Raw genomic sequence first — 24457 nt, 5'->3', positions numbered from 1 at the left:
CTTGAGGTTATTGCAGCAATTATAGATATCAACAAAAGAGGTTTGCTTCCTGGTTTCTATCTGGTAACCCTATCACTTTTTAGTAACTTCTTACATGATCAAAGTGTTTCAGATATAGTAGCCGTAGATAAACTTTTGTCTCTGGTTATTTCCAGTAGCTTGTTACAAGATGAGGTGTTTCCTTATGGCTAGCCCAGAAAGCTTGCAGATCCGCCCTTATTTGTTGGACGGTAAGAATGCTCCAAGCGTCCCATTGCCCGAGCAGCGTGTCTCATATGAACTGTTGGTTGAAAACTATCTCGGACATCCAATCCCATTGCCAGAAGGGACACGTGTCGAGTCTGTGAATGTAGATGGCATAGCAGCGGAATGGATTTATCCAGCAGATGCCGATACGGAACGCGTGTTGCTGTATCTCCACGGCGGTGCTTATGTCATTGGTTCACTCAAATCACATCGTGATCTGGCCGCACGTCTCAGTAACACAGCAGGTGTGCGTGGTTTGCTGATTGATTATCGTCTCGCGCCCGAACACGTCTTTCCTGCCGCGCTTGACGATGCGCTGACAGCCTATAACTGGCTGCTGACGCAGGGAATTAAACCGGAGCATATCATACTCGGAGGCGATTCCGCAGGTGGCAACTTGGTCCTGGCGCTGCTGCAAAAAGCGCGTGAAAAGAACATACCACTGCCAGCAGGAGCAGTACTCCTTTCGCCCTGGACCGATTTTGTTGGCACAGTTGAGAGTCGGACAACACGCGACGCAGTCGATCCCGTCTTTTCGGGACAGGCGATCAACTTTCTAGCGACATTTTATGCTGGCACAGAAGATAAACATAATCCGCTCCTCTCACCTATCAACGCAGACCTGCATGGCTTCCCCCCTCTGTTGATCGAAGTCGGTAATGACGAAGTCCTTCTGGATGACTCCCTTCTACTCGCAGAACACGCCCGGGCTGCGGATGTTCCAGTCGAGCTGACTGTATGGGATGATATGTGGCATGTGTTCCAAGCATTTGCCTGCGTCTTGCCTGAAGGTCAGCAATCGCTGGAGAACATGGGGAAGTTTATCCGTCGTCAAACAAAGTTGTCTCAGTAAGAGAGAAGCAAGACAGCTACAGAAAATCTCGGGTCACGAGGATCAAACATGGAGCGTGTCATATATTGAATGCGATATATAGACGCGAGGGTAACAAAAAATCAGTTGAGTGATAAGAAAAGAAAGCGTGAAAGCATGGCTAAAGCAGTCAGATTAAATCAGTATGGTGGGATAGACGTATTGCAGGTCGTCGATGTCGAGCAGCCCGTGCCAGGTCCTGGACAGGTCCTTGTCAGAGTCAAAGCGGCCGGGATTAATCCCGGTGAGGCATCCATCCGCAAGGGACTGCTCCATGAGCGCTGGCCCTCCACATTTCCCTCCGGACAGGGTACCGATCTGGCGGGCGTGATCGACGCTATCGGCGAGGGCGTAAAGGATTTTGCCGTAGGCGATGAGATCATCGGTTTTACGAACAATCGAGCCAGCCAGGCAGAATTTGTCATCGTCGAGGCCAACGAGATGATTCATCGTCCGCACGGCGTCTCCTGGGAAGTCGCAGGCGCGCTGTTTGTCGCCGGGTCCACAGCGTACGCGGCCATTCGTGCCGTCTCGCTGAAAAAGGGAGATACGCTGGCGGTCTCAGGAGCCGCAGGTGGAGTCGGCTCAATCGTGGTGCAGCTGGCGGTAAAAGTAGGCGCCAGAGTGATTGGCCTGGCGAGTCCAGCGAATCATCAGTGGCTGAGCGACCACGGCGTTATCCCGGTCGCCTACGGTGAGGGAATCGAGGAGCGTCTGCGCAAAGCCAGCGATAATCATCTCGACGCCTTTATCGATACCTTTGGGGCCGATTACGTCGAACTCGCCCTCAAGCTTGGCGTCCAACCCGAACGGATCGATACAATTATTAACTTTGAGGCGGTGGCAAAGTATGGCATCAAAGGAGAAGGTCACTCTCAAGGAGCCACGACCGCAATCCTGACCGAGCTCGCCCAGCTCATCGATCGGGGAGAATTAGAAATTCCGATCGCTCGCACCTATCCTCTCTCGGAGGTGCAGGAGGCATTTCGCGATCTAGAGCAGCATCATACGCGTGGCAAGATTGTGCTCGTACCATAAGCATATACTCAGCTTGCTTGTTGCTCTACAACAAGCAAGCTGAGTTAGCGCAAGAACGGCAATGGAGGTTTTAATCCCAGTATACTGCCTGATTTCCCTCTTCAGCAGTAGCACTTCTGTGACTGTTTATAAGATTGTCTAATCTCTGGCTATCGCGAGCTGAAACTTGATATGAATTGCCATCCGAAAGCGTATAATCCACACGGTCTCCTCGCTTTCCTGTACCAGTTTTTTTCGCGGTAATCCACGCTCCTGGCTCTTTTCCAGCAGCAATATCGTCATTTATCCAGCTTTCCAGCGTCTCATGAGCTTTAGTTAATGCCGTAGGCGAATCAAGTTCCTCTTTAAATCTGCCCCCCTTGGACCGACTAGATGTATCTAATACTGGCGGGGTTTCGCTGTATGCAGAAGCTTCACCGCGATAAAATCCACCGCTACTCTCTGTCTGATAAAATCCGGTATATTGTGAGCCCACATCAGAACTCCCACCACCATAAAATCCACCTCTGTTCCCTGGCTCGTTAATATATCCACCTCTGCTTTGTGTCTCATAAGATCCAGCATGTTCTGAGCTCACTTCAGAACTCCCACTCTCCACATATCCACCTCTATATCCTGGCATAGTCATATTCATATTTATATGCATCTCTCTACCCCAGGGCGTGTTAGCATCTCCACCTCTGTTTTCTTCTGTTTGCAAATTAACACGAGATGAATCTCGATATGAACTTGCATGCCGTAACACATCTCTCTGACTTCCAGATGATGTACTAGATATATTTTCAGAATGCTCTGAATAAGAGACTTCTTGAGTTCTGCGAGGCATGTATGATTTCCTTTCGATGTAAACAAGGTGATATCCCAGTGCTGAAAAAGAGTGAGAAGCGATGATCTTCCATTTAAGAGAAAGGAGAAAGTATCAAAAAAACTATTTCGTTTCATCTCGTTGGAAACATCACTACAACAAAGCAAATTCGTAGAGAAGTTGCTTGCATTCATCTCCTCGCAAATGGAATAGAGAGAAGTATTTATTATGCTTCTTATCAAATATCAAGCAGTAAAAAGGTGTTATTGCAAAACATATGAAGTAGTATAGAGGATTGGAAAGTGAGGTGGTAGAGCATTGGCGAGCGTTTGGATAGCGTTTTGACAGCGTTTCTTCCTATGTCATCGACATGCCATGAGCGAGTAGTTAACGTCAACTGAGGAGGGGCAGCGTCACTCAAACGCTGAAAGTGTACTGCTCCCCCAGAAGGACGGTTTTATTTTGTACAAAGTAAGTTTAAGCAAGTGCGCGTGGCAACCGTATCAGGATGCTCCTCTCCCAATTGCTGTTCTCGGATCTCCAGGGCACGCAGCAAGAGCGACTCCGCTTCCTCATATTTTCCTTGCCTGGTATAGAGACATGCCAGATCGTTAAGGCTCTCCGCCACCGCCACACGCTCCTCTCCCAATTGCTGTTCTCGGATCTCCAGAGCACGTAAGTAGAGCGGCTCTGCTTCCTTATATTTCCCCTGGTCAGTGTAGAGACATGCCAGGCCGTTGAGGCTCTCTGCCACTGCCGGGTACTCTCCTCCCAGTTGCTGTTCTCGGATCTCCAAGGCACGTAAGTAGAGCGGTTCTGCTTCCTCATATTTTCCTTGCCTGGTATAGAGACATGCCAATCCGTTGAGGCCACTAGCTATTTCGGGATGCTCTGGTCCCAGACGGTGCTCCACAATGTGCACAGCACGCCGCAAGAGTGGTTCCGCTTCCTGGTACTTCCCCCATAACCAGTACACTAAGGCCAAATTATTCAGACCCATAGCCACATAGGGATGCTCTGGCCCCAGCTGTTGCTCCATAATGCCCACACCACGCTGCAAGAGTGGTTCCGCTTCCTGGTACCTCCCTCTTGAACAGTGTAATAAGGCCAAATTACTCATGCCGATTGCCACATAGGGATGCTCTGGCCCCAACTGCTGCTCCCCAATGCGCAGAGCACGGGGCAAGAACGCTTCCATTTCTTGATACCTCCCCCATGACCAATATACCAATATCAGATTATTCAGACCTATTGCAATATTAGGATCCTCTGGCCCCAACTGTTGCTCCATAATGCTCACACCACGCTGCAAGAGTGGTTCCGCTTCCTGATATTTTCCCCATGACCAGTAGAGAATACCCAGGCCGTTGAGGCTTTCTGCAATATCAGGATACTCGACTCCCAACTGCTGTTCCTGTATCGTCAAGGCACGCACATAGAGTGATTCCGCTTCCTTGTACCTTCCCAACCACCAGTAGACAAATGCCAGGCCGCTAAGGCTGGTTGCAATATCAGGATGCTCGCCCCCCAACTGGCGCTCCTGGATCTCCAGGACACGTAAGTAGAATGATTCCGCTTCCTTATATTTCCCTTGCAGCTGGTAGAGCGTGGCCAATTCCTTGAGGCTTTCTGCCACTTCAGCGTGTTCCGTTCCTTGCATGTGCTCACGGAGAGCATGGGCCTGAGCAAGCCAGCGCTCTGCCTGAACATGGAGAGTATGTATTCTCGCATAGACACCTGCTTGATGAAGCAACCGCTCTGCATCTACACTGATCACGTTCCACTGCTCGATGCGTAAGGAACAAACGTCTACCTGCGCCAGATAGCGCTGACACTGAGCCCAGGTTTCTGGCTCATTTCCATTAGGAAAGATAGCATTAACTGCATATATCAGACGCTCGGCCCACTGGCGTTGCTCTTGTGGAGTCATACATTCCACCTGTACGACCTGTACTAGCTGATGCAGGCTCAGACAGGAATCATCAACTGAACGCTTAATTAAAGAAAAGGCCAGCAAGGTTTCTAGCATCTGGTTGAAGCTGAATTGATCCGTCACCGCTTCTTTCAGCAGCGGAGTCCAATGAGCAGCACCTCGTATCAGCAATTCCTCGGGGATAGCATCAGGGGCACAGAAGGCGCACAGACGTAACAGTTCGGCCGCAGCCGGGTTGATGTTTTCTACATGCTCGAATGCCAGCGACCAGGTCGTCGCAACCGAATAAGGATACAAGGTCATTTGCATACCACGTCTGGCAAGCAAGCTTTGACGATACGTTTCATAGAGCTGAAAATAACTCGAAAAGCTTCCCCTTGTTTCTTCAATATAGGCTCCTGCTTGATCAAGTGCCAGCGGAAACTGTGCCAGTGTCACAACAAGATGGGTAGCATGCTCCATCTCAGAATGAGAGAGATCTGCCTGAGACAAACCCACCCGTCGTAACAAGAAGGTCATCCCCTCGGAAATGCTCATATTGTCGACTTCAAGAGATGAGGCGATAGTGCTCACTGCGCTTGCTCGTGTGGTGAACAAGATACAACCGTTCCCTATGCGTGGCACATAGGGGTGAACCAGCGCAATGTCATCTGCATTATCAATGATCAACAGCCAGGACTGAAGACACTGCTCCAGCCAGCCAATCACCATCGCCACAAGTTTTCGCTGATCGGTCACATCCCTGGAAGAAAACACTGGCAGGCGTTGAGCAAGAGCCGCGAAACTGTTCAGAATGGCTTCTTCACTGGTGGCCGTGATCCAGAGGATATGGGTGTAGCGCTTTTGCTCACGAGCCCGATACGCATATTCGACCGCAATCTGCGTTTTCCCAATGCCCCCCAGCCCCTTCAACGCATAGGCTCGGGGCGATGCAGTCTGATCCCCTGCTGTCTCTGCCTTCGCGATAGAAAAGAAGTCTATGATATGTTCAAGAATATCCTCACGCCCGGTAAAATGAGCATTACGTGTATGTGGTATGGTCCATAGCGTAAATTCTTGCGATGGGTCATCACCACACAGTGATCTTTCTTCTCTCTCCTCTTGTGGCGATGGTTCGAGATCTTCGACCAATCCCAAATCTTGTGGGCTAAGATCAAAGAGAGCACAGAGCTTCATCCGGTAGTAAGCGCTGGGATGATGGATGCCCCTTTCCCAGCGTTGTACAGTGCTCTGCGGGATATCCAGTTGTTGCGCGATATCTTCTTGTCGCCAATTGCGCAGGATACGCTGTCGTCTTAAAGCTTCATTTCGTGGCATAAAAATTTCCCATCACTTTCTCATCACAAAAACGGCTCCTTCATTGAGCCGTTCTCGTTTATCACAGCCAGGTACGGCTTTTTATCGCTTTGATCATATATACAATATAGACATTCCTATCATCAAAGCAATGTATCAGGACTTACGTGCTCTCATTTGTCATGAAGCCCTTTTAGTAAGCCAGCAAAGAGAAGTGTAGAGCCACAATCACAACGTTTTATCGCCGGTCAGCTCAAAAAGTCACACGGCAGAGCCAGAGCCCAGCGGATTTTTAGTCAGGGCGGCCCAACTGCGGGGATATTGTGGTGGACACTCTTTATACTGTTCCCAGACCTGAAGTCGTCTTCCATCATCAAGGGTGGGCAGAGTGACAGCCACATTGGCTTTCAGGCGTGTCCCCAGCAGATTGGCGGCACGCTTGCCCTGCATGAGTTCGGCATCGATGTCGCCTTTCTTGGGCAGGATCAACAGGCCACCGCGACGACAAAAGGGAGCACTACATTCCAAGAGCGCGGGCAGTGCTGCGACGGCGCGTGCGGTCACCAGATCGAAGTGTCCGCGATACGCACGCTTGTGAGCGATATCCTCGGCGCGTCCCTGGATAATCTCAACGTTGCTCAGTTGTAAAGTGTCAACCATATGTTGGAGGAAGGTAATCTTTTTGCCGGTGGCTTCGATCATGGTCAGATGCCACTGCGGACGCACGATCTTGAGAGGGATGCCGGGAAAGCCCGCTCCGGTGCCGATGTCCAGGATGTGGATGGCGCTCTGGCTCGGATAGGCTTGCAATAGGGAGAGCGAGTCAAGGAAGTGTTTGGTTAAGACTTCTGCTGGATCTTTGATGGCGGTCAGGTTAAAGCGGGTATTCCACTCCAGGAGTTCCCGTCGATAGAGCAGAAAGGCACTCTCAACTTGCGTTGAGAGCCCTAACTGTACTAATCCCTGACGAAATTCTGTGCTTACTGCTTCGCCAGCTCCTGCATTGCTTGCTTCGCTGGCGGTTCCACTCCGAACGTCTTCAGACATACTACGATACTAACTTCCGTTTACTATTGAGATAATCTACCAGCAAGTATTCACCAAGATTATCCTTATCGGCGTAAAAGGTGCGTCCACGATTGATCTGCGCCAGCTGGTTGACAAAAGCGACCATCCACTGATCGTCGTAGAGCATGAATGTGTTGATGGTGATACCATCACGCGTGCAGCGCTGCGCTTCTAGCAGCGCCTGCTGCTCGGCGTAGGGACTCGGATAGGAGAAGAGCCAGCCAGCTCCTTCTTCGTACCAGACAGTCGGTCCGCCATCGGTGATCATGATGATCTGCTTATTGGTGCCGCGCTGCTTGGCGAGTAGTTGTCGAGCAAGCATCAAGCCATGAGCCATATTCGTGCCCTGCTGGTTATCCAGCTGACTCAAGGATAAAAGCTCGTTCGGCTTGTATTCGCGTGCCAGATACGAGAAACCAACCACATATAAATTATCACGTGGGAACTGCGAGCGGATCAGGCTCTCCAGAGCGACGGCGACCTTCTTGGCGGATTGCTGGCAGCCATTGTAGATCATACTGTTGCTCATGTCGATCATCAGGACGGTAGATGATTGCGTGGTCAATTCGGTACGATAGACCTCAAAATCCTCTTTCGCCAGGTCGACAGGTGTGCCAGTGCCACGTCGATGGACCGCATTCATCAGCGTCCGCTCCAGATCGAGCAGGAAGGGATCACCGAATTGATACGGCTTACTCTCGTCGGTACGCTCTCCTCCGACACCTCGGAAGGGACTGATGTGACGACCAAAGCCATCACGCTTCATTTTGTTGAAGATGTCCTGGAGCGCCTTCTGACCAATCTTACGAATACCACGAGCGGTCAGCTCCCAACGGCTCCCTTTTTTCTGAATATAGCCAGCCTCTTCAAGCGTCTTCATCATCTGTTTTAGCTGCTCGATCGATTGATATTCCTCATCGCCCAGCAACTCTTTGACTTTTTCGCTATCGATAGCTTCCAGATTCTCCAGCCGACGAGCGTCCTGCATCTGCTCCTCAAGACCCTCCATCTGCTGCATGCGACCCATCATCCGCATCGCCTCATTGAGAGGGAGCGTCTCGTCGCCCTGGAAAGGGAAGCGTGTCCTGGATGGCTCGGAAGGGGCCATGGCTTGCATATTCTGCGCCAGTTCCATCAGATCAACACGGATACGATCGTCACCCATCATCTGATCCATCAGATCCTGCAACTCTTGCTGCTGTTCGGGTGAGAGATTATCCATGATGGCCTGCATAGCTGCCGATTGCTGCTGCATCTGCTCGATCAGATCGTCCAGGGAGTTGACGCCCGGAAAATATTGACCATGCTTTTGCATAAACGCGTCGAAGTCCGGCTCGATGCCTTCCTGACGCTCGCGCAGCATCTTATTCAGATCGCGGATCATCTCGCGCAGATTGGCAACATCCTCAGGAGTCATATTCTGCAATCCCTGCTGCATACCCTGAAAGAACTGCTGCATCATCTGCTGCTGAAGGCCAGCCATCAGCTCCTGGAACTTCTCTCGCGCCTGCTCATCCATAAAATCGTAGTCGGAGAGACCTTTGATCTGACCGGGCACATCGCCCGGCAGAGCATCGAGAAAATCCTGCTTACGCTTGGCGATCATCTCCAGCATGCGCTGCTTCTGTTCCGGAGTCAGATCGCCATCATCGGACTGTCCGGATTGACCGGATTGTCCCTGCTGACCAGACTGACCTTGTTGGCCCTGCTGGCCGGATGGCTGTTGTCCTGACTGACCTTGCTCGCCTTGCTGATCTGATGGGGACTGATCACCATGCGGCTGGCCCTGTGCACCAGGTGGATATGATTTCTCGTCAGGGGTGCCGTCGACGCGACGCTGGATGCCGTCGCGCTCCATCTGCTTGATCTCTTCAAGCTTCTGACGCAGATCATCCATGACGCCCGAAGCCATATTGTACTTACTTAATTGCTCCTGACGAGTCTGGCGCATACGTTCCATCATTTCACGGAGCCCCATCGCCCGTTTGCTGCCATCCTGACCCCTGACGCCCTCCCGCATCAGACGCTTCAGCGCCTGTTGCAGGTTCCCCTCTTCCATGTAGTCGTCGGAGAGAGCATTAAGAATATCATCGGCGTCCAGGCCATCGATCTTCTGTGTGCCATCCCAACGCGTATATCCGTAACGGTTGCGATAAAATCGATTGAACATAATGCGCATCCTTTACATCGCTCGGTTGAATGTCTATGGGCCTACGGGTACTAGCGTCGATAACGTGTCTTCCCTTTAACTTCGTCTTTGTTGAGACGCCGGTTCAGATGAAGTCCCTCAAGCAGAAACTCGACCGTTGAGGCGATCAAGGCGGGATTACCGCGTCCGTTCAATTTATCGATGGCCTTGCTGAGACCGCCAACCTTCGAAAGCTGTGTCACATAGTCCATCGAAGGCATGTCATTGCCCACCTGGACGTTGAGTCCGCGCTCGAAGCCGGCCACCAACTGCTCAAATTCGCGTGGCTCGAAATGCTGGCTGAAGACGCTTAAGATCGCTCCATTGACCAGCTTCTGGATCACACGCTCCTCTTTCACATCGCCGACCGCATCCAGCTCGATCTTGCCGCTTGTCGAAGCAATGATCGCGTCCAGATCGCTCACGCGAGGCACCACCTGACGCTCTTTGAGTCGCAGCGCACGACGGCTGGCGTTACTGATCACATTTTCATAATTCGATACGCTGACACGCACGCTCACACCCGAGCGCTGGCTGATGTCGTTACTACGACGCGCCAGATGCGTCACTTCCGCAATAATCTCTTTCATGAACTGCGGGACCACGATATCCAGATCCTCTTTGAGCAACGAGCTGCTCTCGGATTCCATAATGGTGATCTCGTGCTCAATCGTGGTCGGGTAGTGCGTCCTGATCTCAGAACCAACGCGGTCCTTCAGTGGCGTGATGATACGTCCACGATTGGTGTAATCCTCAGGATTGGCACTGGCAACAACATAGACATCGAGGGGCAAGCGAATCTTATACCCACGGATCTGCACGTCGCGCTCTTCCATGATGTTGAGTAGTCCCACCTGGATGCGCTCCGCAAGGTCCGGCAATTCGTTGATACAAAAGATACCACGATTGGTACGTGGAATCATCCCATAGTGGATGGTCAACTCGTCCGACAGATAACGGCCCTCGGCAACGCGAACCGGATCAACTTCTCCAACCAGGTCGGAGATGGTGATGTCAGGGGTCGCCAACTTCTCACCGTAGCGACGATCGCGACCGATCCACTCGATCTCAGTACGCTCGCCAAACTCATCGAGTTTATCGCGACCCGCCTTACTGATCGGTTCAAAGGGATCATCATTAATTTCGCTGCCGGCGATAATCGGAATATATTCATCCAGCAGATTGACCAGACTGCGCGCCATACGCGTCTTCGCCTGACCACGCTCACCCAGGAAGATAATATCCTGACCCGAGAGAATGGCGTTTTCAATCTGAGGAATAACCGTATCCTCGTAACCAATAATCCCAGGGAAGAGCTCTTCACCATCACGAATCTTCTGAATCAGGTTTTTCCGCATCTCTTCTTTCACGGAAAGCACCTTATATCCACTTTCACGCAACTCACCAACTGTGCTCGGTCGAGTAGTGATAGTCATTCAGTTTTCTGCTACCTTTCTTGGGGGGTGGCTCGCGGAATACATGTCTTGGATTGAGGGCAATAGGAACCGATCCGGCATGATCCAACGGGACCAGAAACATGTGGAACCATACTTGATTTTACAGCCTCATCACAGAAAACGCAAGGGCAGTGTCAAGCGAAGCGATGACACCGTAGCGTCAGGTCTTGGGCCTGATGTCCACTGGACGTACGACCGGAACGGCAGCCGGCTAGCGCCAAGCCCACGTCCAACGGCGATCTTTTCGAACCCCAACTGAACAGGTTTGCATACTTGCAGTGGCGCTAGCCAGCTGCCTTCGGTCGTACGTCCAGTGGACATCAGGCCCAAGACCTGACGCTACTTTCCGCTTTATTGGCTATATGGGGGTATAGGATATATATGAACATGTTTTTGTGAATAAGAAAGGGAATTTACCATTGTCTACACATTCATCGAAAATACAAGGGATCTTTTATCAGCATCGCCGCAACATGCATCTTCGCAATTATGATTATCAAACAGTTGGGGCTTATGCAATGACTATCTGTGCTCATGATCGTCATGACCGCCCTTTTAGTACACCCGTTGTGGAAAATATCCTTAAGGATGAATGGTATCATCTGCCTCAACATTTTGCGGGTGTTGCATTAGACCTTCTCATTATCATGCCTGACCATCTTCATTGCATCATCTGGCATCAAGGTCGGGGAGAAAATACAAAAAGTATCATTAATGTTATAGACAGTTACAAATCTTTTTGTGCTGTTGCATGGTTACGCCATATCAATGGGCAATTAGCAGACCATCATGGCCAATTATGGCAAAGAAGCTTTTATGATCACATTATCCGGAGCGAAAAGGATCTGGAAAACCAACGGCTATATATGTTAAATAATCCTCTAGCTGCGATGTTAAAAAAAGGAAAGACGAAAATCAAAGATGCGTGTGAGTATAACTCATGCGGTCATATTCCGTTTCCTCCCGAATGAACCAATGTCCCACTCATGTACGATCAGGCACGCCTGTGTAGCTCGCCAAGATTGTGCTGGCTCGTACGTCGAGTGGGACATCGCACGCCAGCGTGCGACGTTACGAGGTCTTCGCTTCGCTCGACCATGGCAGGCTTCTAAGTAAGGCAAATGACTTCCAGAGCGCATCGCCGGCGAGCAGTACCAGTAGAGGCTCGATCGGAGCACGAAAGCGCATGGTGCCATAAAATAAGACATTTTGTGCAATGGTAAAAGCAATTGCGATATAGACAATCATAAGCTCTTTTTTCTGTTGCCTCCACGTCAAAAGGCAATCAAGCAGGGCCAGGATAAAGATCGGGTACGATTGCAAGGGGATGAGCCAGAAGATAACTTGCGAGGAAAATCGCTGTGGAAACTCTTCAATCGGTAGCCCGTGAGAATAGGAGTAGGGCTTCCACATATTCTCGAAATGAAGAGCTAACAAGAGAGGCATCTTATCCACGTGTGAGGTGATCCACCCAATGGCTTGATTGGTACTATTTTTATCATCGGCAGGAGTATAGTTCACTTCATCATGGATTTTGGTTCCCCTGGGAGGACTCCACAACCCCTGGTTTGCCGCTGGTTGAGTCAAAACACCATCATTATACGCTCCAACAAGTACCTCTCCCATGCCTGTAGAGACAAGAACAAACTGATGCGAAACCTGATAGTTTCGATAGGTCCAGGGAGCAACGATGATGAGCGCAAGCAATGTCATCAATACGGCTTGCATCACCAGAGGCATCCATGGTTGTCCTTTTATAACATTGATGACGATATGGATGCCGATAAAGCAATATACGACAAGCAAGAGACCTGATCCATTTGGCCGTATTAAAATCGCTGCGGCAAGAAACAATCCACTCCATAACACCCATCTGTTAAAAAAGGGGCGACTACTTTTGCTGGCACCATGATCTTTATCCTTTTTGGCTAGAAGAGATTGAGAGCAGGTCTGGAGCATGAAAAGTGAGTAGACAAATCCTGTCAGGCAAAATGTGTAGAGAGATTCAGAATACAGCCAGCCATCATAAAGAAACAATCCAGTATAAGTTGCGGCGATAAGCCCGGTTAACCAGGCAATCGATGGCTTAAAGAGTTGTTTCGAAAGAAGGTAGATAAAGATACAGGTTCCACTCCCTATCAAGCAGTAGAAAAGTTGCGCGAAAAAGACTTGCTCATGCGAGAAATAGTAGATAATGGAAAGAATCCAGGGCCAGAGAGGAGCACGGCTGACGGTTAAAGAGTCTCCGTGGATACAATAGCATCCTTTATGCAACAGGTTACGCGCAATAGCATCATATAATCCAGCATCAAAGATGGGTTGATAGTGAGAGGCTGCTGTTAAAATATAGATAAGCCGGATAATGAAAGCAAGCAAAAAAATACTCACGCCTGCAGTGGCTTTTTTCTGAAATTGTGCAAAAAGCAAGCCTGCTGAAAAAGAAGGCTGTTTAAATTCTTCCATGAACGACGATCCTGACACACTTCCATGTTGATAAAATCTCCCTCCACAAATAGAGGGCAGGCATAATTCATCTGATTATACCTGCTCTCTGGTGATTAAAACAATATCTTAGCGGACAGCGCTCCTTTTTATGCGCTCAGGAAGCCGACCATGGTAACATTTAAACGTCTGAGCATGGCCTGTTACTCATTGGAAGAACGCCTCACAAAATCAGCCTTTCTTCAGATACACTCTAGTTCTAGGGTATAAAAAGCAAAAACATTCAGCACAACAATGAGCAAACACTGTTGTGCTGAATGTTCTGATACCAAACCAGGCTCGCCTGGTTCTATCCTATACTCTTGCGACGCGCTCCAGCAGATGCTGAGGCATACTGGTGACAATAATTCCCGGACGGAAAAGCAAGGCGGCTTTCAAGGCCAGAGCGGTCTGGTTGTGCAAGATATGCTCCCACAGATGTCCGACGACGAACTCCGGCAGCAGGACGGTGACGGTGTAGTCGCTGTAGAGTTCATGGATGGTGTCGATGTAGGCCAGCAAGGGACGTCCCAATGAACGATACGGGGACTCGATGATCACCAGTTCTGTCTTTTCATCGGCACCGATATTGGGTCGCCAGCGCTTCCACTCCTCGCGCACGTGGCACTCGTCGGCTTCGTCGATGGCGACGTGGACGGCGATGACGTTGTGCGTGATCGATCGTGCATAAGAGAGGCTTTGGATCGAGACACGATCCATGCCCGCGATCGGCACAATGAACATGTGCTTGATATCGGTCGGACTGGCAGGAATATTGGTAGTACGCTCCTGCTCCACACGCAAGTAGTGCTTGTGGATACCGATAAACATCAGTACCAGCAACGGGATAAGCACCACCACGATCCAGGCACCGGAGGCAAACTTGGTGATGGCAATGACTAGAGCTACCAGTGCTGTCGTCAGAGCCCCTGTACCATTGATGATCGCGCTGCGCAGCCAGGTCTTTTTACTGGCACGTAGACGCCACCAGTGCAGCACCATACCTCCCTGCGAGAGGGTAAAGGACATGAATACTCCTACTGCATACAGGTCGATCAGGTGGTTGACGCTGCCGTCAAAGGCGAGCAGTAAGATGCTGGCCATGATGGCAAGTACAACAATGCCGATTGAGAAGGCCAGACGATCACCACGGAAGGCGAACTGATGCGGTAAAAAGTTATCGCGTGCCAGTAGCGACGCCAGCCGTGGGAAGTCGGCATAGCTGGTATTGGCGGCCAGGGTCAGGATGAGCAGGATGCCGATCTGGAACAGCGGATACATAAAGGCCAGCGGACCAGAGAAGATTCTGGCAGCGAGTTGTGCGATCACGGTCGTTGCTCCACTTGGATCGGGGGCGATGCCGTAGGACAAGGTCAGAATAGCGATCCCGCTAAACAAGACGCCCAGAATAATCGCCATCCACATCAACGTCACGCGTGCATTACGCGCCTCCGGCTTCTTAAAGGCCGGCACCCCGTTCGAGATCGCTTCCACTCCGGTCATGGCCGAACAGCCCGAGGCAAAGGCTCTCAAGACCAGGAAGAGCGAAACGGATTCGGTGGCGTGGATCGCCTGATTGTTGATGACGTGGAATTGCGCGACTAAGGGCTGATGATGAAGCACAAATGCGTCGAAAAAGCCCAGCACAATCATCAAGAGCGCGCTAAAGATGAAAAAGTAGGTCGGGATGGCAAAAATCGAACCGGATTCCCGCACTCCACGCAGATTAACGACGGTGATCACAATCACCAATCCCACATCAACCAGCGCCTCCAGATGCGGTCCCGTCAAGAAGTTGAAGGCCGGAATGGAGGCCAGATTTTGTACTCCTGAAGCGACACTTACCGATACAGTCAAAACATAGTCGATCAGCAGAGCTGCCGCCGCCACCAGCCCGGCTTTGTCTCCAAGATTGTCCTTGGCAACGATATACGATCCACCGCCGTTGGGATAGGCCGGGATTGTTTGACTATATGATATGGCAACGATGGCCAGCAAGACAATGATCGCAATACTGATGGGCAGCACAAGATGCAATGAGGAGAGACCCGCCAGCAGCAGGACCCCCATACAGGACTCCGTGGCATATGCAACCGATGAGATCGCATCTGAAGATAAGACTGCCAGTGCCTTGAACTTTGGTAAGCGCTCATTTTCAGCCTGGGAGCTTGCAATAGGCATTCCGATCAGCGTACGCTTCATATAATAGAGCAGACGGCTCCCACCATAAGGAGGAGCTAACAACTCATCGGTGGCCTTCAGCAAGCCAGGGCTGACACTCTCCAGGGCTTGCTTGCTGGGACGTACCGTCCGAATACGTTCGTGACTGGGATACTTTCCTTTGAGAAATCTTGAGCGGGCAATGCGAGCAGGATCATCTTCGTCGATAAGGTCCGCGGTCTTTTTTCCTTCATTCCCGTTAGCCATGGGGGCTGGAATAGCTATGCTCTCTGGAGTGGCAGAAGTATCTGCACTCCGACCAGAGGTATTGAGGGTCTGTGTATCCTCTTGATACATCGCTTATGCTCTCCTATATAGTCACAGCATCAAGAATAAGATAACTGCTCGGATCAAAATCATCACGCGCAACAAGCATCAGATTGACACTCGCTGCGCTGATCTCTACGCTATCAATTGTCGTGACTGCTGTCAGTATAGGTCATAGAAAATCAAGAAAACCTCAATAGATTTCTGTGAATCCTCAAGATTTCTTGAGCATACATAAGCAAACCCTCAATACTCTTCATGAGTTGAGCACAAAGGCTCAAGATTTCTTCCACGTTCGTCAATGAATCCTCAAGATCTCTTGACACTACAGCCTACCCCACAGGTATGGCTGCTACTTGTCTGTTACGCGACATTTGCATGAGAAAAAATCCGCCAAGCACATAAAAGGGAAGCAGTCCAATCAGCCAACCTAGCCAATTGGGAACGGCAGGCAGCGCGGTAGCCGGAAACGTTACATACGCCACTCCTTGACCTGCGGCCCCATTGACCTGGATCTGCAATGACCAGTCACCTTTAACGGTCACTTCTGCGGCACCTTTGACACCATTATGCACATCGGGATCGGCACTAAACGTCGCCCTGACCGGATTGGCATCGACACCTTTGGCGGGGACAGAAAAAATCTGATATGTCAGAGCATCACCCGTATTGACACTCGCCGGAGCAACAGCAAAAGGGAGGCCGTAGCCGGCATTCGCGGGATACTTATACAGACTGACGGTCAGTTGATAGGGACCGGCCTTGATATGTTCTACGCGCGCAGGAGTCGTACCTGGGATGGTGGCCGCGATCGAGATCCCGAGATCTAGCAGCACGACCAGCAATGCGATAACGCCTACGACAAGCATGATTCTTTGCAGCAATATTTTTGACATCTTTATGCACTATCCTTCCAATGTATGCATGGTTTTACTCATACTCTGTCCAAGCTCGATACCAATAAAGATGCCCAGAAAGCCAATAACATACGTCAGGACAGTTCCTATCACACCAAGGACACCGATGACTTCCAGAGCGACGGTAGGATTGGCGATGAAAACAGGAATAGTGCATACAAAAGCAGCCAGTGCTAATCTGACCAGCAACTGCCGCTTTGACCAGTTCCGCTTTTTGGCACGCTGCATCACAAGATCGATCAACAGGGCGGCGATGAGGGTCAGCAACGGCCACGAAACGCTCACAACTGCTACTGGTGGGGCTGGACGATCCGCACGAAGAAAGGTTAGCTGTTCCGACTGCATCAATAGCGTTAAGGCCGGCGGTATAGCCAGTTGATCGATGAGCACAAAAAGCGCCATCACGCCACAAACGCTTGTGGCAGCCCACTTCCAGGGAAGGATGCCGGCAGCAGCAACCAGGACAGCACTCACCAGCAAACCGATCAGAAATGGAAAGAAGCTAATGGCTCCAACGCCCACGCCCAAAGGAAGCAGATTCTCAACATCCAATCCATCAATGGTGAGAAGTATGAAGAGAGACAGTACGCAGGCAAAAGCCACTGCCATGCCCACATAGGCAATCCGCTGATCTCCAAACGCCTGAATGCGCGTGGCAAGATTAGCCGTTGAGGCGAAAAGATACGCAGCCCCCAGACCAGTCAGTGCCATGCCAGCGATAATCATGACGTGAAAAGGTGCCCAGATGGAGACATCGATGCCATAGAGCGAATGCCAATAGCTGTCCAGAGGAAAGGCGACAGCCGCATTGAGAGCCGCATAGCCAGCAATATAAACACCTAAGGGAGCAGAAAAGAGTCCAGCAAAAGGAGTAGCCTGCTGTGGGCTCCTGCGATTTTGGCGCGCCCAGATCGTCTCGATGACCACCAGCACCAGAGCTGCGATGCCGCTCAGTACAATGCCAGCTAACATCATCTCATGCGGTGGAATAAGCGTCCGATCACGTCCGACAAAATTGTGCCACTGAATATCCCAGCTCGTTCCTAAAAAACAGGTCAATGAACTGACGGTGATAAGCAGAGCCATAATCAAGCGTACTCTGACAACTGTGTGTAATGACAATGTCTGCGGAGCGATGTCGCGTCCTAAACGCGTCTCACTGATACTGTGTTGTACCATATGAAAGAAGTCCTCATTTCTCATATACTAAGAGCAAGCAGAACCTGCTAATAGATCGCTATCCTTGCTCATTTCTCTCTATGAATAAGGATAGCGCCGAGATATAACGACTTATTGCCAAAAGTGTGTCAATTTTGTACCATTTACAAGCCAAAGATAGTATTCCCATTCAAGATTCTTTCGTCGCCATCAATCTTGAATGGGTCACACGCTGCTAGACAGCGAGCGCATCAACACTTTGTGCAGGATTTGTCACCTCTTTATCGTCTTCCAGCCCGATCGTCTGCCTGTTACGAGACATCTGCATCAAGAAAAAGACTCCAAGAACGTAAAAAGGAAGCAATCCGACCGCCCAGCCAAGCCAGACTGGAACGGCAGGTAGCGCCGTTGCTGGAAACGATAGGGTAGCTAATCCCGAGCCGGCCGCACCATTGACCTGGATCTGTAACGACCAGGTTCCCTTGACGGTAATTTCAGCCGCCCCTTGAATACCGTTACGTACATTCGCTACAGGACTGAATGTCGCCCTAACCGGCGTCGCATCTACCCCCTTAGCCGGAACAGAAAAAATCTGATACGTCAGAGAGTCGCTGGAAACATTCACAGGAGTTACAGTAAAAGGTAAGGCATAACCAGCACTGGCGGGATAACGATACAAGCCAACGGTCAGTTGATAGGGACCAGCTTTGACATGCTCCACACGTGCAGGTGTCGAACCTGGAATAGTCGCCGCAATCGAGATCCCAAGATCTACCAGCACCACAACCAAAGCGGCAACGCCCAACACAAGCATAAACCTTTGCAGCAGTAATTTTGACATCTTCATGGGCTATCCCTCCAATGTGCGCAGAATTTTCGCCATGCTCTGTCCAAACTTGATACCCAGAAATATTCCTGGAATACCGAACAGAAATGTCACAATAGTTCCCACGATACCCAATGCACTCAGCATATCAACAATGGTAATAGGATTTTCAACTGTAACAGGTATCGTGCTCACAACAACAGCTAAAGTTAATCCAATCAGCAATTTTCGTTGTGACCAATGACGCTTTTTTGCGCTTTGCGCCACCAGATCTACAAGTATAGCCGCAAAGAGTGTCAGGAGAGGCCAGGTAACGGCAACCACGGAGATGCTGGGGGGAGCAGAATGGTGCCTGTTCAGAAATGTTAACTGTTCAATTTGCATGAGCAAAGTTAAGGCTGGCGGAATGACCAATTGATCAATAATCACAAAAAGGGCACTCACACCGAAAACGCTTGTCGCGCCCCACTTCCAGGGAAGAATAGAATTTGCAACAATCAGAATACAGCCAACCAGCAATCCCATCAGAAATGGAAAGGGAGCGATACCAAAGATAGGGGTATCAATACCATTGACTTCAAGTAGCATGAAGAGAGACAGAGTAGTAGCCAGGGCTACCATCAGACCCAGATAGGCGATCCGCCTCGCGCCAAATGCCTGCATACGCTGGGCAAGGTTTACTGTTGACGCAAACATATAAGCAGCACCCAGGCCAGTCAAGGCCATACCACTAATAATCATCACGTGAAAAGGTGCCCAGAGCGTGACATCGATACCATAAAGAGTATGCCAGTAGGTATCTAAAGGGAAGGCCACAGCCGAATTGAGGGCCGCGTAACCAGCAATATAGACACCCAGCGGTGCAGAAAAGATGCCTGCAAATGGCGTAACCTGTTTCGTATTGCTTCGATTTTGCCGAGCCCAGATGGTCTCAGTAATCACAACCACGAGAGCGGCAATACCCGTCAGAGCAATACCGGTTAACATCATCTCATGCGGCGGGATAAGCGTCCGATCGCGTCCCACAAACACATGCCACTGAATATCCCAACTCGTTCCTAAAAAACAGATCAACGAACTCAATGTGATGACCAGAGCCGCAATCAAGCGTATCCTGACCACAGAGCTTAACGATAATTCATGCGAGGTTATCTCACGTATCGAACGTGTCTCGCCAATGGTGTGTTGGGCCATATAAATCGTCCTTTTGATTACTTTTACTTTCTCTTCAATGCGCCTCAAGCCAGATTGATACCCTTGCCTCTACTTATTAAGTAAAAAGAGGTGCTTCAAACTGTTCCGGAGCCCGCACCTATGGCGTTGCAGACATAGTGCAGTTCCACAGGTGCGCTCTACTCAGGATACTTGCCGTTACTGAAGTCTCTATGAAGTTAAGATAAAGTTTTGATAAAGGACGATTTATGCCTTGCTGCGTGCACGGCGATCATTGCGAATGTGCTGCCAGATGTACAGTACAATCAAAATGACAACGAGCGCAACGATCACATACTCAAAACTTTTATAATACGGGTCAATGACCGCCATATTCCCTTCCAGCACCACGCCGGCATAAGCAAGTAGTAGACACCAGGGAAAAGAACCGGCCAGGGAGTAAAGACAAAATTTAAGAAATGGCATCTTTGTGATCCCAGCTGGCAATGAGATATAGGTACGTATGACAGGGAGTAGCCGCGAGAAAAACGCAGTGGCACTCCCCCAACGCTGAAAAAAGAGATCAGCTCTCTCCGCATCGTGTCGCGAGATGAGTACATAACGTCCATACTTCAGCATTAGCGGACGACCACCCTTAAAACCAATCCAGTACGCGACGATCGACCCAAGCAGACAGCCAATAGAACCAGCCAGAGCGATCAAGCAGACACCTTCAAGCGTGTTTACACCTGGAAGCAACTTGTCTTGGGCCAGTAAGAGCCCTGCGACCGGAATGACTATCTCGCTCGGCAGTGGAATGCAACAGCTTTCAATGGCCATAGCCAGAACAAGTCCTAACAAGCCCGTAGAAATGTAAAGATTTGTGATAACAGTCGTAAGGAACGTGGTAATGTTAGCCATATATATCCTTGTTTATCTTTATATCAACGAAAAATCAGGAGCAGAGCCAATGAAAGCAGTCCGGCTCCCCAGCAATAGTACGCAAATGGATTCAAGCGTCCAGTTTCAAAATATTTCAAAAGAAATTTTGTACTTAGAAAAGCAGCGATACCGGACACGATAACACCTATGACGATGATGATTAATACATAAGCCGATTGCCCAAGCAGTTGAGGGATCTCCAAAAATGCAGCGGCACCTATTAAGGGGGTACCGAGCAAAAAGGAATAACGTGCCGCATCTTCATGATCGAGTTCTACACCTAAGCCCGCAACCATGGTGACACCCGAACGAGAGATGCCCGGTATCAACGCCAATGATTGAGCCAGACCAATCAGCAGTGCTTCTTTCCAGGACAATGAGGACAACGCACGACTCGTTTTTGGCATCAGTGGTCCAGAGTAAGCATCTCGTGCCCCGCGTCGCTTGCGCAACATCTCACCAAAGAACAAAATGAAACCATTGACAATCAAAAACGAAGCAGCAATCAGTGGGGACGCAAACAAATCTTTTAAGGGTGTTTCTAAAAAGACGCCAATCAAGCCAGCCGGGATACATCCGATCAGAACGAGCCAGCTTACCCATGAGTCGGTCCCCCGCTGGATCTCGCCTTTTTTGATACTGTCTCCCAGCGTAGCCAGAATTTTGATCCAATCGCGCCAGAAATACAGAATCAAGGCGATACTGGTTCCAAGGTGGAGAGAAACGATCAAGGGCAAGAAATGCTTGTCACGTACCAGATCTCCCCAACCAAGCAGGCTGGGAAGGATCACGGTATGACCCAGACTGCTGATGGGAAAAAGTTCGGTGACACCCTGGAGAAGTGCAAGAAACAGCGTTTGCCAGAACGTAATATTCATACAGGGTGCTCCGTGTCAGATTGTGTGGGCATGCTGACCGATTTTGGACGCGTAATCAGGCTACCGATGATACAGATCACCGCAAGCGCAAAGAAGGCAAAGGCATGGGTCGGATGAGAATGAGTGGAGTCATGCGTCACCAATAAATGATCATATCCAGGCACAATATAGTAAATGCTGATACCAATGCATACAACCGCAGCAATAATTGCTCCAATAAAAAAAGTCTTTTTGTTATTCATATTGTCTTTCTTCCTTTCATCTGTAGATCAGACTCTGTTTTCATCTGTAAATCAGGCTCTGTTTCGTAGCATCTATTCTAGCAACCCCAGATGAAACAAAGATGAGCAAGCTTGTCGTCTCAGAATATGTACTACGACTGAAATCTGTATGAAGCCAGGATAAAGATTTGATAAAGGGTCCCTGTAACTACTCCGAAGTGAGCATATAATGGCTCCAAAGAAGGAGGTTCTCTGTGATATGCTTCTATTCATAAAACAGAGATACAAATATACGAATACAAATGCAGTTCATGCATCCAACACGAGGAATTTTTGCAATGGCAACGCGTGTCTTGCTAATAGATGATGACCCGAAAATTATCTCCTTACTCAAACGAGGATTAGCCTATGAGGGCTTTGAGGTCTATACAGCTCTGGATGGTGAGGCCGGACTGACAGCAACACAAACTTATCAGCCGCAACTGGTGCTCCTGGATATCACGATGCCTGGTATCGATGGTCTGGAGGTCTGTCGTCGCTTGCACCTCCATAGAGAGGTCTCTATCATCATGCTGACGGCGCGTGATGATGTCGCGGATAAGGTTCTGGCCCTGGGCCTGGGCGCAGATGATTATGTTCCTAAACCTTTCTCCTTTGATGAGTTAGTGGCACGGATGCGCGCCGTATTGCGTCGTCATAGTGGTACTCAAGAATTGCTCACGTACGACGATCTGGAATTGGATCAGGTCTCTCGCGAGGTACGTAGACAGGGAGCGTTAATAGAACTGACAACACGCGAGTATGACCTACTACTTATGCTCATGCGCCATCCGCGGCAAGTATTGACACGTAACCAGTTTCTGGAACAGATCTGGGGCTACGATGCTACTCTGGAAACAAATGTGTTGGAGGTCCATATGGGACATCTGCGCCAAAAATTAGAGGCCAATGGCAATGCACGCCTGATCCAAACGATTCGCGGGGTCGGTTACGTAATGAAAGGATAATGTGATGCCGGCACAGCATCGCTTCATACAGAAAATCAGTCTTATTCATACCCGTTTGACCCTCTGGATTATTGCCATCCTGGCAGGCGGGCTACTACTCTTAGTGCTCACAACATTCCTCATAGCACATTGGGTCCTGATAACTGTCACGCAGGAAGGTCTGCAACAAAACGTTAATTCCCTCACGGACGCGCTAGAGCAAGAACCAGGAACCAACCTCTCACTCATCCATAAGCAACTGGAAGCCTTTAGCACGCCAGAGACCTATCTACAATATCAGGATCAGCAGGGCAGGCCCCTTGCCAGTTCAAATAATATGGGAAGGCTTATCTTACCGCTCGCTCAGATCAAACCAGCCATACAGGCAAACATCGTACTCAAAGAGGTCCCGTTTGATAACAGCAAATTTATGATGTACGGACATGCTGTTATTGTGCAAGGCAAGATCCAGGGATACGTTCTGGCAGCTGCAGACATCACCAATAGCAGGATCATCAACCTGCTTTTAACGCTACTTTACAGCGGAGTTATCATCATGCTCATACTGGCCGCGATCCTTGTCTGGTTACTGGTACGCCATATGCTACGTCCCCTGGAACAGCTCGCAAACTCTGCCTCGCATATCGCGATGACCAGCGATCACTCCTTGCGCTTACAGGTCGGTGAGCGTCCAGATGAAATCAACAGCCTGGCCCAGACGATCAACGGCATGCTGCACTCGCTAGAAGATGCCTATCAACAGGTACAAAGCGTCAATGATCTTCAGCGCCGCTTCCTGGCAGACGTCTCGCACGAACTGCGCACACCGTTAACGATCATTCTCTCCTCATTGGACCTGATGAAAAAAGAGCTGGGAAGTGATCCAGAATTTCAGGCCCACGCATTGGAAAATATCCACGGAGAGACAGAACGCATGGCTCGTATGGTTACGCGCTTGCTCATGCTTGCTCGTACCGATGCCAGCACATCCTTTACACAAACACCACTACTCATCGTCGACATTATCAGCGAAGCATGCCGCCAGGGCCGTCCTCCAGTCAATCAGCTCACACTGGAATGCCAGGGTTTTGAGAGGATTGAGAATGCCGTCGTCTCAGGCAATGCTGATTACCTCAAACAGGTCTTTTTGATTCTGCTAGAGAACGCCTGCAAATATACACCCGATGGTGGCAAGATCACGGTCGCGGGCACAATTATCGGTCAATACATAGACATCGCGATCACAGATACAGGTATAGGTATCGCTCAAGACGACTTGTCCAGGCTCTTCGAGCGCTTTTATCGCGCCCCAAATGCTCGTATCCTGCCTGGGATAGGTCTCGGGCTCGCCATTGCCCAGGGCATCATCAAGCAGCACAACGGCACCATTCACGTCGAAAGCATCCTCAAACAGGGAAGCAGCTTCACAATCTCACTCCCACTCCTCTCATTACCGCCGGAATAAGCAGATTTGAGATCATAGTACAAGATCATCAGGACGGGACAG

The 24457-nt window shown here is 49.9% G+C and carries 19 protein-coding genes; 5 read left to right on the top strand and 14 right to left on the bottom strand.

The window, feature by feature from the left end:
* Positions 1-184 precede the first annotated feature (184 nt).
* Positions 185-1099: an alpha/beta hydrolase gene (locus AC27N8_RS31755; protein ID WP_487073077.1), complete on the top strand. Its 915-nt coding sequence runs from the start codon at positions 185-187 to the stop codon at positions 1097-1099.
* Positions 1100-1234: 135 nt separating this feature from the next.
* Positions 1235-2155, top strand: a complete 921-nt coding sequence (locus AC27N8_RS31750) for an NADP-dependent oxidoreductase (RefSeq protein WP_487073075.1) — start codon at positions 1235-1237, stop codon at positions 2153-2155.
* A gap of 70 nt (positions 2156-2225) precedes the next feature.
* Here the strand turns inward: AC27N8_RS31750 and AC27N8_RS31745 are convergent, their stop codons facing one another.
* The 5 genes from AC27N8_RS31745 to AC27N8_RS31725 all read right to left on the bottom strand — a co-directional run bounded on the left by AC27N8_RS31745 (position 2226) and on the right by AC27N8_RS31725 (position 10881).
* Positions 2226-2981 carry a hypothetical protein gene (locus AC27N8_RS31745; protein ID WP_487073073.1) on the bottom strand — a complete coding sequence of 252 codons (756 nt, stop codon included), beginning with the start codon at positions 2979-2981 and terminating at the stop codon, positions 2226-2228.
* A gap of 436 nt (positions 2982-3417) precedes the next feature.
* Positions 3418-6210 carry an FxSxx-COOH system tetratricopeptide repeat protein gene (fxsT, locus tag AC27N8_RS31740; protein ID WP_487073071.1) on the bottom strand — a complete coding sequence of 931 codons (2793 nt, stop codon included), beginning with the start codon at positions 6208-6210 and terminating at the stop codon, positions 3418-3420.
* Positions 6211-6450: 240 nt separating this feature from the next.
* Complete coding sequence (gene rsmG / locus AC27N8_RS31735; protein WP_487073069.1) at positions 6451-7236, bottom strand: 16S rRNA (guanine(527)-N(7))-methyltransferase RsmG; 786 nt, start codon at positions 7234-7236, stop codon at positions 6451-6453.
* Position 7237: 1 nt separating this feature from the next.
* Positions 7238-9427, bottom strand: coding sequence for a vWA domain-containing protein (locus AC27N8_RS31730; protein ID WP_487073067.1), 2190 nt, complete (start codon positions 9425-9427; stop codon positions 7238-7240).
* Between the two features lie 50 nt (positions 9428-9477).
* Positions 9478-10881, bottom strand: coding sequence for a sigma 54-interacting transcriptional regulator (locus tag AC27N8_RS31725; RefSeq protein WP_487073065.1), 1404 nt, complete (start codon positions 10879-10881; stop codon positions 9478-9480).
* 440 nt (positions 10882-11321) lie between these two features.
* Here AC27N8_RS31725 and AC27N8_RS31720 point away from each other — a divergent pair, with 440 nt between their 5' ends.
* Positions 11322-11873, top strand: coding sequence for a transposase (locus AC27N8_RS31720; protein WP_487073063.1), 552 nt, complete (start codon positions 11322-11324; stop codon positions 11871-11873).
* Positions 11874-11973: 100 nt separating this feature from the next.
* Here the strand turns inward: AC27N8_RS31720 and AC27N8_RS31715 are convergent, their stop codons facing one another.
* From AC27N8_RS31715 to AC27N8_RS31675, 9 genes are all read right to left on the bottom strand, one after another.
* The gene (locus tag AC27N8_RS31715; RefSeq protein WP_487073061.1) at positions 11974-13365 is read right to left on the bottom strand and encodes an ArnT family glycosyltransferase; all 1392 of its coding nucleotides are present in this window, start codon (positions 13363-13365) and stop codon (positions 11974-11976) included.
* A gap of 333 nt (positions 13366-13698) precedes the next feature.
* Positions 13699-15900: an APC family permease gene (locus AC27N8_RS31710; protein ID WP_487073059.1), complete on the bottom strand. Its 2202-nt coding sequence runs from the start codon at positions 15898-15900 to the stop codon at positions 13699-13701.
* A gap of 302 nt (positions 15901-16202) precedes the next feature.
* The gene (locus AC27N8_RS31705) at positions 16203-16766 is read right to left on the bottom strand and encodes a hypothetical protein (protein ID WP_487073057.1); all 564 of its coding nucleotides are present in this window, start codon (positions 16764-16766) and stop codon (positions 16203-16205) included.
* 9 nt (positions 16767-16775) lie between these two features.
* Entirely contained in the window at positions 16776-17966 is a 1191-nt protein-coding gene (locus AC27N8_RS31700) for a hypothetical protein (protein WP_487073055.1), read from the bottom strand.
* Positions 17967-18180: 214 nt separating this feature from the next.
* Positions 18181-18786 carry a hypothetical protein gene (locus AC27N8_RS31695; RefSeq protein ID WP_487073053.1) on the bottom strand — a complete coding sequence of 202 codons (606 nt, stop codon included), beginning with the start codon at positions 18784-18786 and terminating at the stop codon, positions 18181-18183.
* Positions 18787-18795: 9 nt separating this feature from the next.
* A complete protein-coding gene (locus AC27N8_RS31690; protein WP_487073051.1) occupies positions 18796-19965 on the bottom strand; it encodes a hypothetical protein in 1170 nt (389 codons plus the stop codon).
* Between the two features lie 225 nt (positions 19966-20190).
* Positions 20191-20844, bottom strand: coding sequence for a DedA family protein (locus tag AC27N8_RS31685; RefSeq protein ID WP_487073049.1), 654 nt, complete (start codon positions 20842-20844; stop codon positions 20191-20193).
* A gap of 23 nt (positions 20845-20867) precedes the next feature.
* The gene (locus tag AC27N8_RS31680; protein ID WP_487073047.1) at positions 20868-21743 is read right to left on the bottom strand and encodes an undecaprenyl-diphosphate phosphatase; all 876 of its coding nucleotides are present in this window, start codon (positions 21741-21743) and stop codon (positions 20868-20870) included.
* The gene (locus AC27N8_RS31675; protein ID WP_487073045.1) at positions 21740-21985 is read right to left on the bottom strand and encodes a hypothetical protein; all 246 of its coding nucleotides are present in this window, start codon (positions 21983-21985) and stop codon (positions 21740-21742) included. The genes AC27N8_RS31680 and AC27N8_RS31675 overlap by 4 nt, the downstream gene beginning before the upstream one ends.
* Before the next feature lie 317 nt (positions 21986-22302).
* On the opposite strand from AC27N8_RS31675, the gene AC27N8_RS31670 reads away from it, so the two are divergent.
* Positions 22303-22971 (top strand): response regulator transcription factor, encoded by a 669-nt coding sequence (locus AC27N8_RS31670; protein ID WP_487073043.1) that lies wholly within the window; start codon positions 22303-22305, stop codon positions 22969-22971.
* A 4-nt stretch (positions 22972-22975) separates the two neighbouring features.
* Positions 22976-24415 carry a sensor histidine kinase gene (locus AC27N8_RS31665; protein ID WP_487073041.1) on the top strand — a complete coding sequence of 480 codons (1440 nt, stop codon included), beginning with the start codon at positions 22976-22978 and terminating at the stop codon, positions 24413-24415.
* Positions 24416-24457 lie beyond the last annotated feature (42 nt).

This window comes from Dictyobacter sp. Z7_2 (assembly GCF_057551105.1).
The sequence above is the reverse complement of the archived record's forward strand: the minus strand, read 5'-3'. Positions and strand labels throughout refer to the sequence as shown.